General features: G+C 44.2%; 15 protein-coding genes. 9 read left to right on the forward strand and 6 right to left on the reverse strand.

The genetic code is table 11. From position 1 onward, the window contains the following. Positions 1-156: 156 nt before the first annotated feature. Both MHB80_RS06975 and MHB80_RS06980 read left to right on the forward strand, forming a co-directional pair. Complete coding sequence (locus MHB80_RS06975) at positions 157-879, forward strand: MBL fold metallo-hydrolase (protein ID WP_341281483.1); 723 nt, start codon at positions 157-159, stop codon at positions 877-879. A gap of 58 nt (positions 880-937) precedes the next feature. Further along, positions 938-1,513 carry a WHG domain-containing protein gene (locus MHB80_RS06980; protein WP_341281484.1) on the forward strand — a complete coding sequence of 192 codons (576 nt, stop codon included), beginning with the start codon at positions 938-940 and terminating at the stop codon, positions 1,511-1,513. A gap of 29 nt (positions 1,514-1,542) precedes the next feature. Here MHB80_RS06980 and MHB80_RS06985 read toward each other — a convergent pair whose 3' ends face one another. From MHB80_RS06985 to MHB80_RS06995, 3 genes are all read right to left on the reverse strand, one after another. Then, the gene (locus MHB80_RS06985) at positions 1,543-2,898 is read right to left on the reverse strand and encodes a hypothetical protein (protein ID WP_341281485.1); all 1,356 of its coding nucleotides are present in this window, start codon (positions 2,896-2,898) and stop codon (positions 1,543-1,545) included. Further along, positions 2,895-3,578: an ATP-binding cassette domain-containing protein gene (locus MHB80_RS06990; protein ID WP_341281486.1), complete on the reverse strand. Its 684-nt coding sequence runs from the start codon at positions 3,576-3,578 to the stop codon at positions 2,895-2,897. Before MHB80_RS06990 ends, MHB80_RS06985 begins: the two co-directional genes overlap by 4 nt. Positions 3,579-3,683: 105 nt before the next feature. Beyond that, positions 3,684-3,887 (reverse strand): hypothetical protein, encoded by a 204-nt coding sequence (locus tag MHB80_RS06995; RefSeq protein WP_341281487.1) that lies wholly within the window; start codon positions 3,885-3,887, stop codon positions 3,684-3,686. Positions 3,888-4,404: 517 nt separating this feature from the next. Between MHB80_RS06995 and MHB80_RS07000 the strand changes: the two genes are divergently transcribed. The 7 genes from MHB80_RS07000 to MHB80_RS07030 all read left to right on the forward strand — a co-directional run bounded on the left by MHB80_RS07000 (position 4,405) and on the right by MHB80_RS07030 (position 10,160). After that, entirely contained in the window at positions 4,405-4,623 is a 219-nt protein-coding gene (locus MHB80_RS07000; protein WP_341281488.1) for a LuxR C-terminal-related transcriptional regulator, read from the forward strand. 39 nt (positions 4,624-4,662) lie between these two features. Further along, a complete protein-coding gene (locus MHB80_RS07005; protein ID WP_341281489.1) occupies positions 4,663-5,349 on the forward strand; it encodes a hypothetical protein in 687 nt (228 codons plus the stop codon). A gap of 5 nt (positions 5,350-5,354) precedes the next feature. Then, entirely contained in the window at positions 5,355-6,275 is a 921-nt protein-coding gene (locus MHB80_RS07010) for an ABC transporter ATP-binding protein (RefSeq protein ID WP_341281490.1), read from the forward strand. A 45-nt stretch (positions 6,276-6,320) separates the two neighbouring features. Next, positions 6,321-6,695 (forward strand): hypothetical protein, encoded by a 375-nt coding sequence (locus tag MHB80_RS07015; protein WP_341281491.1) that lies wholly within the window; start codon positions 6,321-6,323, stop codon positions 6,693-6,695. 161 nt (positions 6,696-6,856) lie between these two features. Then, positions 6,857-8,113, forward strand: a complete 1,257-nt coding sequence (locus tag MHB80_RS07020) for an MFS transporter (protein WP_341281492.1) — start codon at positions 6,857-6,859, stop codon at positions 8,111-8,113. A gap of 96 nt (positions 8,114-8,209) precedes the next feature. Then, positions 8,210-9,316, forward strand: coding sequence for a rhamnogalacturonan acetylesterase (locus tag MHB80_RS07025; RefSeq protein WP_341281493.1), 1,107 nt, complete (start codon positions 8,210-8,212; stop codon positions 9,314-9,316). 130 nt (positions 9,317-9,446) lie between these two features. Beyond that, positions 9,447-10,160, forward strand: coding sequence for a hypothetical protein (locus MHB80_RS07030; RefSeq protein WP_341281494.1), 714 nt, complete (start codon positions 9,447-9,449; stop codon positions 10,158-10,160). A 449-nt stretch (positions 10,161-10,609) separates the two neighbouring features. On the opposite strand, the gene cobA is transcribed toward MHB80_RS07030, so the two are convergent. From cobA to nirD, 3 genes are all read right to left on the reverse strand, one after another. Then, on the reverse strand, positions 10,610-11,395 hold the full coding sequence (gene cobA / locus MHB80_RS07035; RefSeq protein ID WP_341282886.1) for a uroporphyrinogen-III C-methyltransferase: 786 nt from the start codon (positions 11,393-11,395) through the stop codon (positions 10,610-10,612). Beyond that, positions 11,395-12,264: a formate/nitrite transporter family protein gene (locus tag MHB80_RS07040; protein ID WP_341281495.1), complete on the reverse strand. Its 870-nt coding sequence runs from the start codon at positions 12,262-12,264 to the stop codon at positions 11,395-11,397. The genes cobA and MHB80_RS07040 overlap by 1 nt, the downstream gene beginning before the upstream one ends. A 100-nt stretch (positions 12,265-12,364) precedes the next feature. Continuing rightward, the gene (nirD, locus tag MHB80_RS07045; protein ID WP_341281496.1) at positions 12,365-12,676 is read right to left on the reverse strand and encodes a nitrite reductase small subunit NirD; all 312 of its coding nucleotides are present in this window, start codon (positions 12,674-12,676) and stop codon (positions 12,365-12,367) included. Between the last annotated feature and the right edge of the window lie 13 nt (positions 12,677-12,689).

The raw sequence follows: 12,689 nt of genomic DNA on the forward strand, positions 1-12,689 counted from the left end.
AATGCTGTATAAGTTTTTTGCGTGAGAGTTTTAAAAAAAGTAGACGATGGAAGTGAAATAATAAACATGTTGCCAAAACTAATATCATTAGTTATTATAAAACTAATGATATTAGTTTTGGCGCAGCCAGCACAAACTAACGAGGAGTGATGCATTGTGAGAATGACTAGACACCAGCATATCTATCAGTTGACCTACTTGCCCCATGTATTTCCTGTAAATTGCTATTTGATCGAAGAAGAGGACGGCTTGACGCTGATTGATGCAGCACTGCCGAATAATGCCGAAGCGATTATGCAGGCAGCACACAAGCTCGGCAAGCCGATTGTGCGAATCGTACTGACGCATGCGCATGATGATCATATTGGCGCGTTGGATAAGCTAAAAGCACAGCTGCCAGATGCAATTGTAGCGATATCGGCGAGAGATGCGCGATTGCTGCGTGGAGACCGTTCATTGGAGCCAGGTGAGCCGATTACCCCAATTAAAGGTGGTGTGCCGAAAAATGTAGCAACGAAGCCGGACCTGCTTCTGCAAGACGGCGATCGTATCGGCTCGCTGCTGGCGGTTGCAGCGCCGGGACATACGCCTGGCTCCATGGCTTTCCTCGATACGAGAGGCGGCGAGCTGATTGCCGGTGACGCTTTTCAATTGCGCGGGGGCCTTGCAGTAAGCGGACAAGTTCGGCCGTTGTTTCCATTTCCGGCATGGGCAACCTGGAATAAGCAGCAGTCGCTGCTTAGCGCTCAGCGCTTGCTTGCGCTGAAACCGTCTTTGCTGGCAGTTGGACATGGCAACCTGCTTGTTGACCCGGTGGTCGCAATGGAGCAGGCCATCAAAGTGGCTGAACGCAAGCTCGCTGCTTCTATGGTACATTAGAGCAAACAGCACACGGATATAATGGATACTGATTTCACAACAGCAAGGAGAAGATGATATGTCGCCAAGAATAGGCTTGGATTTACCGACGATTGTTCGGACAGCCGCAGAAATTGCCAATACGCAAGGGCTCGAAGCAGTGACGATGGCATCGCTTTCACAGAAGCTGGGCATTCGCTCTCCCTCCTTATACAACCACATAGACGGTTTGGGCGGAGTGAAACTGGCGTTAGCCATTTATGGCTTGCGTGAATTGAACGAGCAGATGAGTAAAGCGGTAGAAGGGCTGACAGGGGAAGACGCCGTTTATGCGGCGGGCAAAGCCTATATTGCTTATGCCCGCTCGAATCCGGGTGTTTACGAGGCGACAGTTCCGGCTCAATCGCAGGATAATGCTGAATTTAAAGCAATTAGCGAGCAGCTGATCGGACTCATTATTAATCTGCTTGATCGCTACAACTTAAAGCATGAGACGGCGATTCATATCGTCCGCGGCTTGCGCAGCCTGCTGCATGGATTTAGCTCAATCGAGCAGAAAGGCGGCTTCGGCTTGCCCTATCAATTGGACGAATCGCTGCAGCTTGTGCTGCAAACGTATTTGTCGGGTATTCGACAAATATGTATAGAAGAGTAACATCTTTATTCTAATTGCAGCATGTCTACTTAATTTCGCTTCCGAATAAATATTTCCTTCCTTATACAATATAAGGATAAACATATGAAAAATACAATCAAGTGAATATACCATTTTGAAGCAGGGACATAGTCCATAACTATTTTTAAGGGAATAGAAAGGATGAAAAATTGAAAATAATAAAATAATTTATTTATGTTAGATAATTTTTTTTGCGGAATGGATATACTTCTACTGATGAAGTAAAAACTGAAAAAAGATAAAAAAATAACACCTGTCATTTGAATGGCACTAGTTCCTGTAGCAAATTCGATAAGCATTAAAAATATTAAAAATAAAACTAAAATATAAGCATCGATTAAATCAATAATAAGATTTATTTTCCTGTTTTTAATGGGGAACTCAAATAAATAAGAATTTTTAAATATAGGATATTCTAATTGTAGGGTTAGAAATGTAACAAGACATATCATGTAAGGAATATCTACAAATGCAGCCTTGGGCATATTAAAAAAAGGAGCTAGAACTACATCGTTAAAGCAGGATAAAAGAGTTACAACAGTAAAAATACGAATAATTCTACCCATATAGTCAGAATTTCTAAGCAAGCGGGTTATGTGAGTAGTTAACATTGCCTTTGTATGTTTATTTAAATAGAGCATACGGGTAGAGAGTTTCATAAGTTTACTTGTGAAATTGAAATAAAATATTGCGTTTCGGTTGAATTGATTCATTTGTTGAGCAGCGAGTAGCGGGCCTGTGAGTAAGCCTAAAATGGTTAAAATTATAATAATATAAGCAGCAAATGAAGGTGAATATTGAAAAATAGATAGACTAAGCATTTGCTTTTTGTTTAGTACGTACAGTAGTGTGGAGCATGAAAAAAACAAAATTGAAAACCAAATACTCAAACCAGGTAAACTTTTTAAATATCCCAATAAAAACTCGAAATAAAGTCGTAAAAATCGTATTGCTTCCAACAATATAACGAATATAATCACAGTTTTCAAACTGGTATCATTCCAAAGTAAAATTAAAGCTGCAATAAGATATTCTAATAAAATAAAAAGCTTTAAGGAGCTAACGAAATAAACCTTATAAAAATAAGCAGCAGGCTTGATTGGCATAGAACCAACAAATTTGCTTAGCGTAGGGATGCTTTTCAAAATGGCAGCAGTGAAAAATAAAAGAATTAAATTTAGAGCCAAATGGATGCCGATGTAATATTCTATAGTTATTGCTGTTCCAAAATTTGTGATGCCTATAAGGATGAGACTCATAAAAAAGCCAAGGTTGCAAAAATCAATGATGGCTTGTTTCGTTACATTTGAAATACGATCGTCATAAGCAATGGATAAAAGTTTTCTGAAAGCAGACAGATTCATATAATATCCTCTTTCACTACATGAATACCATTATGGATAAGTTCAAAAATAAGATCGGCAACCTCTTCACCATAATTACGAATATGTGTAGTAAGAAGGGTTCCCATACCTTGTAATTTTCTATGCTGATAAGCTTGTTGAATAAAAAGCACGGCATCAGTATCTAAGCCCTCATAAATCTCATCACAGACGAGAAGCTTTGGACATATAAGCATGGCTGCTATGAACTGGATTTTCTTTTTAGTTCCAAAGGAAAGCTTTGAGAAAAGAGTATCCAGTTCGCTTAAGACATTTAAATCCTCTGCAAGATGGTTCACTTGTTCTATTCGTTCATAAGGAATCATATAAATTTCCTTAAGAAAATGAAAAAATTCGTTTGGAGTCAACAGCTCGATAAATTGCTGATGGTCAGATGAAATGAAAAAAGTGTTTGATCTTAGACTTATACGGTCAGATAAAGGATTGCCGGCAATTTCTATAATTCCAGCGTCAATTCGTTCATAATGAAGCAAGCATTTTAGGAATACACTTTTGCCAACGCCATTTGCTCCTCTTAATACATAAATGGAGGGTGCCGGCATAGTAAAGTTGATTCTGTTTAATACAAGTTTTTTGCCAAAGCTTTTAGATACATTTCTTACATCAATAAGAGGAGGAGGCGATGTTGTATTCATTGACATAGTTTATACCAATCCTTATAATAATTTATTAAAGGTAAGCCAGAGGGAGTTTTTTTGGTCTTATCTCATCACTTTTTTGCTCAGCGTTCGTGGCGCTGGGCTTTTTTAGTTATCTCCGAAAGCAGCTTTCAAAGCTTCAAAAATGAGTTCAACATATACGGATTTTTCTATCAGCCATTGAGTGGCTTGCCATACGCCAGCATCCCATGCTGCTTTAAAGCTGCTCCATGCTGACCCAATAACCCCTTTGATTACATCCCAAGCTTTTGAACCCAATTTAATAATATAGGCAATAATTTTTACGATCATATATTCATCTCCTCTAATTTCCCCCTCTGACTTCACCTGGGTATAATAGTATACTTATTTTACAATTTGGTAAATTTCGCATATGCGCAATTAATTGGTTAAAAATTCAATAAAAACATTTAAAAGACTTTTGTTTTCTTGATTTTGATAGAGGTAGTACTGTGGAATTATTCCTTGTAGATCTTATCGCTAGACCCAAAAAGTTAAGTTTAGAAGGATATAAGCGCCGGGTTTTTCGGTAAAAGTGAAATTTTTGTGAAATTTATTAATTGCTAAAAGATTGAAATTTAAATAAAAATATGGTATTAATTATGTATTGATTGTCTAAATGTATGAAAGGAGTGGGGGAAATGAGAAGGGTTTTTGAAGTGCTAAGTTTTGTTGGGATAGTAGGTTATCTTTGTTGCCGAATCTTTTTTTATGAAGAGACACAGACGCTGAGATTCCTATTTGGAGGCGCGGCATTATTAGGTTTCGTAGGTAGAGTATTTTTGAGAGAAAGGAAAACTGTATAAAAATGGAATTGAGCGCAACGGAGAAGAAAATATTGTTGCTCATTTGCAGGGAAAAGCCTAATAAAGAGATCGCCTCCATTTTGTATATTTCGAAGCGAATGGTTGATTATCATGTAACGTCCATACTTGGAAAGTTTAACGTAGCTACTCGGGTCGGAGCTGCTGTATTTGCTTTGCAAAATCAAATTATCACTTCCGAGGATATAAATGAAAACGTTTAAAATAGATTTGATGAAGTAAATATAATACAGGAGGACATTATGTTCGGAATTGTTTTAAAAGAGTATCTGGGGCTAATAAAAGGCGTGAAATCTATTCTTGTCATCCTATTTGTAACGTCCGTATCTATTTTGGCCGCTCAGTATGCTTCAAGCAGTACATTTTTGGCAGAGGCAGCTGGAGGTTCTCAAGGAACGGAGCTTGCGGGGTTATCCTTTATTTTTATTTTGTTCGGGGCATTGTTTATCTACATATTATCCCATGATATTGTGAACCGGGATATTGAATTGCAAAGAATAAGGCTTCTCATTACAAAAACTTCTCGGAGAAACGTAATAATTGGAAAGTTTATCTCCGTTTTTGCTTTTTGGGCAAGCGTTACTTTAATCACCTTTGCGTGTATTTCTATCAGCACTCAGACTTTTCATATTACTCCACTAATTGTATTGTGGGTTTTCATAGCCTTTCATTCTGGAGTAGCGATCATGATGTCGACTATCATTACGAAGCATAGCTATACGGTACTTATCAGTTTAATCGGTGGGCTTGTCATTCCAGGTGTAGGGATTTGGAGTTTATTTAACAAAACGGTTATAGCCAATATTTTAAGTTATGCGCTGCCTTATTATATTGCAATGGATGATTATCGCTTTATTGCTTTAACAGTTGTTGAGGTTGCTCTTATGTTAATCATCTCCATTATCGTTTTTGAAAGAAAGGAACTCTAGTTCAGATGACTATACTAAAAGTGGACGGATTAACCAAGGAATATAGAAATCACAAGGTAGTGGATGAAATTAGCTTTTCGCTAAATAAGGGTGAGATTTTTGCCTTTCTAGGCAGGAATGGGGCCGGGAAAAGCACTACGATAAATATGTTGACGGGAATTTTAAAACCTACTCGCGGAAGTATAGAAATCTTTGACCAACCTTACCAAAATTTAAATCGAATTAAATCACGAATGGGTGTTCTGCCTGATAATAGCAATTATTATAATGACATGACTGCCCTGCAGCATATGTTTTTTTTCGCTCGCATTAAAGGCTTTGGGACAAACAAGAAAGCGATGCTCAAATTGTTAGAGGAAGTTGGCTTAGGAGAGCATGCTAATAAGAAAGTAGGCAAATTCTCGTTAGGAATGAAAAAGAAATTAGGTATCGCTCAAGCCTTAATTGGCTCTCCTGAATTGCTCTTTCTTGACGAACCTACCTCAACGCTCGATATTGAGTCATCTATTATAATTCGAGATTTAATTTTAAAATGGGCCTCACAAGGAACCACTGTGTTTATGACCTCGCATAACCTTGATGAGGTGGAAAGAGTGTGCAGTCGTATCGCTATACTTCATAAAGGGAAAATTGAGAAAATAGGAAGTATGAAGGAGCTGCAGCAGTCTCATGATGAGCATGTTCGGCTAAAAATTAAATATCAATCCAATACTGAGAATGAATTTCAACTATGGATGAATGAAGTGAACCAATTCGCAGAAATTGCGGCATGGAACAATGAATGGGTGGAATTAAACATAACAAACGAAGGCGTAATTCCTCATATAGTCAATGGAGCAGTTCGCTATCATTTAGACCTATTTCGGATAGAGGTTGAACATACTTCATTGGAAACCATTTTTGTTAACCACGAAAATAAAGATTGAAAAATAATGCTCCTTTTGCATAAAATAGTTTTCCTGATTGTAAGTATGAGGGAGGAACCTATTTTTCCAGAAGGGAGTGGGCTGTCCATTACGAAGCAAAAGCTGCCGCGAACCTCGCTACTGTCTATTGGAGGGATGCTGCTTCCCCTTGTCATTCACGGCATTCATTTGCTGCTGCCACTGCTGTTGACTGGAAGTATAGCAATGGAAAGCAGCATGCATAGGCATCACGGTGAGGCGGCCAGCTCGGGAGCAGATTGGGTGGGCTTGCTGCTAAGCGGGATTACGGCTATTTCTGTCATCGTCACGATCATTTATTTGTACCGCATCTGGACCAGCAAAACCTGCAGCAAAACGAACGCATGGCTGTACACGGGCATTTCCGTTGTGTGCTTCGTGCTCATCGCCGCAACATTATAAGGCAATAGGGAAGGCTCAAAGCCAGCTAGCGGCTGGAGCTTTCTCTTTTTTTTGCAAAAATCTTCTGTTGCGCTTCCTGTTGAATTTTGCTCTAATGAGAGTAAAAGAATGAATGAACACTCTTTGGAAAAATGAAGAGATTCGAAAGGAAGCAGCAGAAGATGGAAACGAAAGCCCGATTGCATAAATTTGGCATGCAAATGACTCCCCGTGTATGGTACAACGCTAAAATTGATGTGGGCGCATCCCTATTATTCAGCTTGTTTAATGTCGTGCTTAACCAGTTTTACATGCCGTTTGCGATACAGCAGGGAGCGACGAACTTTCAAGTAGGGCTATTGTCGGCTGCTCCGGCAATCGGCCTTATTTTCTCGCCGCTGTGGGCGAATTGGATCGAGAAGAGCAACAATCCGAAGCCATTTATGATTATTCCCAACTTAATTGGCAGGCTGCTTCTGCTGCTGCCGGCATTGTTTGCTCAACCTTCGGTGTTTGTGGCAACGGCGCTCGTTTTTCAAATTTTGATGGGTATCCAGGCTCCGGCTTATGCAGCATTAGTATCCCGCATGTATCCGCCAGATGTAAGAGGCAGGCTGATGGGCTATGTGCGAGTGGCCATGGGAGCCATTATGATCCCACTAGCCTATTTGGTCGGAAAATGGGCGGATGCGTCCGGTACGTCGTGGCCGCTCGTCTGTGCAGCAGCAGCTGGGACATTGTCTATATTGCTGTTCCAAACGCTGCGTCTGCCAAAAATTCCGTTGAAAAGGGTGGTTGCTCCGGGCGCTGCCGTGACGCGCTTCTCGCTGCGGGACCAGTGGAAGCTCGTGTCAGGCAATAAGAAGCTTGCAGTGCTGCTGGCGGCAACATCACTTGCAGGCTTCGGCAATATGCTGTCGATCCCGCTTTACCAAATTATTCAGGTGCAGGTGCTTGAACTAAGCAATGTGCAGATTGGATATGCGCGGGTCGCTTATTTTATCGGATTGTTGGTCACCTATTTTATTGCGGGCTGGATGATTGACCGCTTTGATATCCGCTATACGATATTGGGCGGCATTGCAGCCTATGCCATCGTTCCGATGCTCTATGGATTTATAGGTACCTATTCTGCTGTCATTCTCGGCAACGGCATTCAGGGAATTGGCGAAGCGATTTGGGATATTGGCATTTTGGCTTATATTTTTAGGCTTGCTCCCGGCCGGGAGGCGGTTGTGTTCGGCATCCATCTGATGCTGTTCGGCTTGAGAGGCACGCTTGGGCCATTGCTGAGCGCAGGTTTGTCAGACAGTGTGCCGCTCAGTACACTGCTTATCGGGGCTGCTATTTTTGGCTGCGTCGGGACGCTGCTCTTCATAATCGGCAACCGCAAGCGGGCGGGAACACCGCTAGCAAACGGTACTACGCTAGGAGAGTAAAAACAGGTGGCAGGACGCTTGTCCTGCGTACAACTAGAGAACACTTACAACCAGAGTTGGAAACGGCTGATCATCATTTATAGGAGGAAAACAATAATGACAGATGTTTTTCGATTTGATTTTGGTATTGGAGCTGCGAGGGATGAGCATGTGAAGGTAACGGACTCTACGTTGTACGAGCCAGGCAGAGGCTATGGATTCAGCTCGGTGACGAAGGTGACGGCGAAGCGCCGGGCGGAAGCAGAGGGCATGGGCAGCGACTTCTGCATCCCTTTGGAAACTTCTTTTTTGCTTGATGTTGAAAATGGTATCTACACTGTGAATCTATTAATCGGCGACGCCATAACCGTTACAGAGACGACGATTAAAGCGGGCTGCGGTCGGCTCGTTGCCCAGCGCTTAAGGACGGTAGCAGGCGAGTTTATTCGCTATAGCTTCGCTTTGTCGGTAAGAGATGGTCAAATCCGCCTGGCCTTTACGGGATTGGCGCCGCGTATTAATGCACTCGAGGTGCTTTCTTCCAACCAAACGCCGACCATTTTTCTTGCTGGGGATTCAACGGTTACGGATCAGCCGGAGGATGGTTATCCCTATGCAGGCTGGGGCCAAATGCTGCCCAAATGGTTCAAGCAGGACGTAGCCATTGAGAACAGGGCGGTTTCCGGGCGCAGCTCCAAAAGCTTCATCGGAGAAGGCCGACTCGATGGAATCTTTCAATGGATGAAGCCGCGGGACGTGCTGCTGATCCAGTTTGGCCATAATGACCAGAAGCCGGATGAGGAGCGGCGTACGGAGCCTTTTACTACTTATAAGGAATATTTAAAGCGATACATAGACGGGGCCCGGCAGCGCGAGGCGCTTCCTGTGTTGGTGACATCCGTACAGCGGCGATTTTATGAAGCAGATGGTAGTCTCGTCGATACGCATGGCGAATATTTGATTGCGATGAGGGAGCTCGCCGAGGAGGAAAACGTACCGTTAATCGACTTGGCGGAGGAAAGCCGCAAGCTGTTTGAGAAGCTTGGACCGGAAGCGACGAAATCGGTATTTATGTGGGCGGCGCCAGGCGAGTTTATAAATTTCCCCAATGGCGTAGAGGACAATACGCATTTTCAGGAGCGCGGTGCGCTGCAAGTTGCCGGCCTAGTTGTGGAGCAGCTGAAGCAATTGAGGCTGGGGGCTATTCAGGTCGCGTTCCGCTAAGCGTTGTTATCGCTAAGTGAGATCTGCACATTCAGTGGACGTTCAGGGGGCATTCATACGGTGTTCATAATGGTTTGATAAGCTGAGCTTGTACATTCAAGCAAGGCTTATTGAAAGGAAGCGAACCTTTATGAAAAATTGGAAAACACTACTAAGTACGATTCTCATAATGGCCACCTTGGCTGCATGCAGTGCCAATCAGACAGCGACGAATACGACTGCTGCCGGCACGGAAGCGGCCGCTACGCAGAGTGGTACACAAGCGGATGCTGGTGCTGGCCAAGCGCAGGGCGGTCCGGGCCAAGGCGGCATGATGATGGGAGGCACAATGGGCATGATCAAATCCATTGATGGGCAGACCATTACGTTGTACAAATCTTCCTTTACGCCAGGTGAACGCCAAGGAGGCGGCGAGCCTCCAGCGCAAGGAGATGCACAGCAAGGTGAAGCAGGAGCGTTGCCAGATGGAACACAGCCGGAGCCGCCAGCACAGGATGGTGGACAAGCTGCTGAGGGGCAGGGCGGTGGCCGGATGAATATGGAGAACATGTTCACCGAGGAGACGGTGGAAGTGACGGTGACCGATGCGACAACGATTACAGCCATTTCCTTCGAAAACAACCAGCGCGTAGAAACGGCCAAGACGCTTGCCGACTTGAAAGCCGATGACATTGTTACCTACACGGTAACCGATGGCACTCAGGATGTGGCGACGATTCAAATCGGCGGCATGATGGGTGGAGGAATGGGCGGAGGCCGGCCAGGCGGCCAAGGCGCAGGTGGTGGTGCAGCGGGCCAAGGCTCTGATGCTGCGGCAGAAGCATCTCCTACAGCAACTTCATAAGGACATTGCAACCGAATAAAGGAAATGGCGACCCTAATGGCTGCTCTTTCTTTTTTATTGTGCAAGTAGAGAAGCACCCTCGTCAGCTATATTCCTCTCGCCCTCAAAACCGGCAACGTTGGCAGGGGATCATTTCCATTTTTGAAGGACAGAGGTATCGCTATTTTAGCTTTTTATACAAATTCAGCCCGTAAGCGGACAGCAAATCAGCTATTGTCCTCATGATTACGTCAAAATGACGAATGGTGAAGCATTAGCGGCTCCTGAGTCCGCAGGATTCTTCATAACCGATATTCTGTTGAAATAGCGGATTCTGTGTCCACCAAGCTTCTGATACTCTCATTATCATCTGCGTACACAACCTATTATGTGGCAGCAAGCGCTGCTTTAAATGCAAGAGACCCTGGGGAGCTTAGCTCCCTAGGGTCTCTTGCATTTAAAAATTTCTGTCAGCCAATTAATTGCCCGGCCTGTTGCTCCGCTTGCTGCTCTGCCAAGAGCAGCTGCTCCCGCACTTTGACAACCTCGCCGATAATAATTAACGCCGGGTTGCTGAGCTGTACAGAAGCGGCAAGATTATGAATATGCTCAAGTGTCCCCGTAAAGGTACGCTGCCTCGAGGTGGTGCCTCGTTCAATAAGTGCAACGGGCGTCGTAGCGGCCTTCCCATGCTTCAGCAGCTCTTCGCGAATGGCGCCAAGCTGGCTGACCCCCATATAAATCGCTAAAGTATCTACGCTGTGTGCAAGCAGATCCCAGCGTACAGGAGCTTTATCCCCATGGCAGCGGGTGCCTGTGACGCAGGCGAAGGATGAAGCATGCTCTCGGTGTGTAAGCGGAATATTCGCGGCTGCTGCTGCTCCGATGGCGGACGTAATACCAGGAATCACCTCATAAGGAATGCCATGCTTGGCAAGCTCCAGCGTTTCCTCGCCGCCGCGTCCAAAGACGAAGGGGTCGCCGCCCTTCAGCCGAACGACATTTTTTCCTTGGCTAGCATATTGTACAAGCAGTTGATTAATTTGATCCTGTGGTATAGCATGGGCGTTCGGTGCTTTGCCACAATAGATGAGCTCGACGTTTTTGCTGGCATAATCGAGCAGCTCAGTCGTAGCGAGCCTGTCATACAAAATAATGTCAGCCGACTGGATGCGCCGCATGGCTTTTACAGTAATGAGCTCGGGATCGCCTGGACCCGCTCCGACAATATAAACTGTACCTGGTGCTTGCTTCATCATAGACCACTTCCTTTGGCGACAATCGCTCCAACTGCTGCTGGCTCGGATTTTATCTGTGCTTTAAAGCCTACAGCTTGGTTTTTCGGCGAAGAATGGGACAAATACAGCATCATCCCTGTGAACACTGCACCGCCAATAAAATTGCCAACGAGTACGGGGATTTGATTCCATACCCACCAGTCAGAAAAGCTGACGTGAGCGCCAAACAGCATGCCTGCGGGAATGACGAACATATTAACGACAGCATGCTCAAAGCCTTGGGCGAAGAAGATGACGATTGGCAGCCACATCGCAATGATTTTGCCGCCCGTTGATTTGGATGTCATCGCCATTACAACGCCGAGTGTTACCATCCAGTTGCACAAAATGGCTTTAATAACAACAAGCATCATGCCCTCAGACCCCATATGCTTGTAGCCAATTGTTTTCGTTTCGCTAAGCTGTATAATCATTTGAATGAGCGGATTGCTCATATCGGTGAACATTTTCGTAATGACTAAACCATACAATAGCGCATAGGCAGCGCAGCCAATGAGATGTCCGGCGATCACCCAAATATAATTGGACAGCATTCGGGATACGCTCGTCCTGCGGGCAAGAACAGCTAGCGGAAGGAGTGCAAAGCTGCCAGTGACAAGCTCCAATCCAAGGAGAACAATGATGACGAACCCGGCTGGAAATACTAGAGCACCTGCAAGACCAAGTGAGGTTTGGCTCGTTGCTGTAAACGCAAGCGTGGTGGCAAAAGCCAAAATCGCTCCCCCGAGAAACCCGCGAACGAGCATTTGCAGCGTGCCAGCATTTGCTTTTGCAGCCCCGGTATCGATCATAGCGTCTATTACTTCTGCGGGTTTGATGTAGGACATAATGGTTTCTCCTTAAGATTAGCAATTACATAACTTGCTCTCTATTATAAAAGTAAAACGATGATATTAGGAAATAAGTAATATTTATAAATTTAATAAATTAAATCGTTACATAGATAGCGCCGTCCTCTGGATCAATTTCAGTATCAAAAGTCATTACACAGCCGTCATCCGGATCCTTGACCAATCCGCTTTGGAGGTCAACCTTCCAATCATGCAGCGGACAATGGACAACTGTACCGCATACCATGCCTTCGGATAATAGTCCGCCCTTATGGGGACAACGATTTTCAATAGCCAGCACACTGCCGTCCTCAAGACGAAATAATGCAATTTCCGTCTCCTTCACACGAACGGTGCGTGAGCCGCGAATATCAATATCAGATAATTTGCCAATCAGCAGTTTGCTCATATTTAATCCCTCC

The sequence above is a fragment of the Paenibacillus sp. FSL H8-0537 genome, from assembly GCF_038051995.1.
Taxonomy (GTDB): Bacteria; Bacillota; Bacilli; order Paenibacillales; family Paenibacillaceae; genus Pristimantibacillus.

Excerpts from the sequence above, each read along its gene's own strand:
- MHB80_RS06980 (WP_341281484.1), top strand. The coding sequence starts at position 938 with ATGTCGCCAAGAATAGGCTTGGATTTACCGACGATTGTTCGGACAGCC.
- MHB80_RS06985 (WP_341281485.1), bottom strand. The coding sequence starts at position 2,898 with ATGAATCTGTCTGCTTTCAGAAAACTTTTATCCATTGCTTATGACGAT.
- MHB80_RS06990 (WP_341281486.1), bottom strand. The coding sequence starts at position 3,578 with ATGTCAATGAATACAACATCGCCTCCTCCTCTTATTGATGTAAGAAAT.
- MHB80_RS06995 (WP_341281487.1), bottom strand. The coding sequence starts at position 3,887 with ATGATCGTAAAAATTATTGCCTATATTATTAAATTGGGTTCAAAAGCT.
- MHB80_RS07000 (WP_341281488.1), top strand. The coding sequence starts at position 4,405 with ATGGAATTGAGCGCAACGGAGAAGAAAATATTGTTGCTCATTTGCAGG.
- MHB80_RS07005 (WP_341281489.1), top strand. The coding sequence starts at position 4,663 with ATGTTCGGAATTGTTTTAAAAGAGTATCTGGGGCTAATAAAAGGCGTG.
- MHB80_RS07010 (WP_341281490.1), top strand. The coding sequence starts at position 5,355 with ATGACTATACTAAAAGTGGACGGATTAACCAAGGAATATAGAAATCAC.
- MHB80_RS07015 (WP_341281491.1), top strand. The coding sequence starts at position 6,321 with ATGAGGGAGGAACCTATTTTTCCAGAAGGGAGTGGGCTGTCCATTACG.
- MHB80_RS07020 (WP_341281492.1), top strand. The coding sequence starts at position 6,857 with ATGGAAACGAAAGCCCGATTGCATAAATTTGGCATGCAAATGACTCCC.
- MHB80_RS07025 (WP_341281493.1), top strand. The coding sequence starts at position 8,210 with ATGACAGATGTTTTTCGATTTGATTTTGGTATTGGAGCTGCGAGGGAT.
- MHB80_RS07030 (WP_341281494.1), top strand. The coding sequence starts at position 9,447 with ATGAAAAATTGGAAAACACTACTAAGTACGATTCTCATAATGGCCACC.
- cobA (WP_341282886.1), bottom strand. The coding sequence starts at position 11,395 with ATGAAGCAAGCACCAGGTACAGTTTATATTGTCGGAGCGGGTCCAGGC.
- MHB80_RS07040 (WP_341281495.1), bottom strand. The coding sequence starts at position 12,264 with ATGTCCTACATCAAACCCGCAGAAGTAATAGACGCTATGATCGATACC.
- nirD (WP_341281496.1), bottom strand. The coding sequence starts at position 12,676 with ATGAGCAAACTGCTGATTGGCAAATTATCTGATATTGATATTCGCGGC.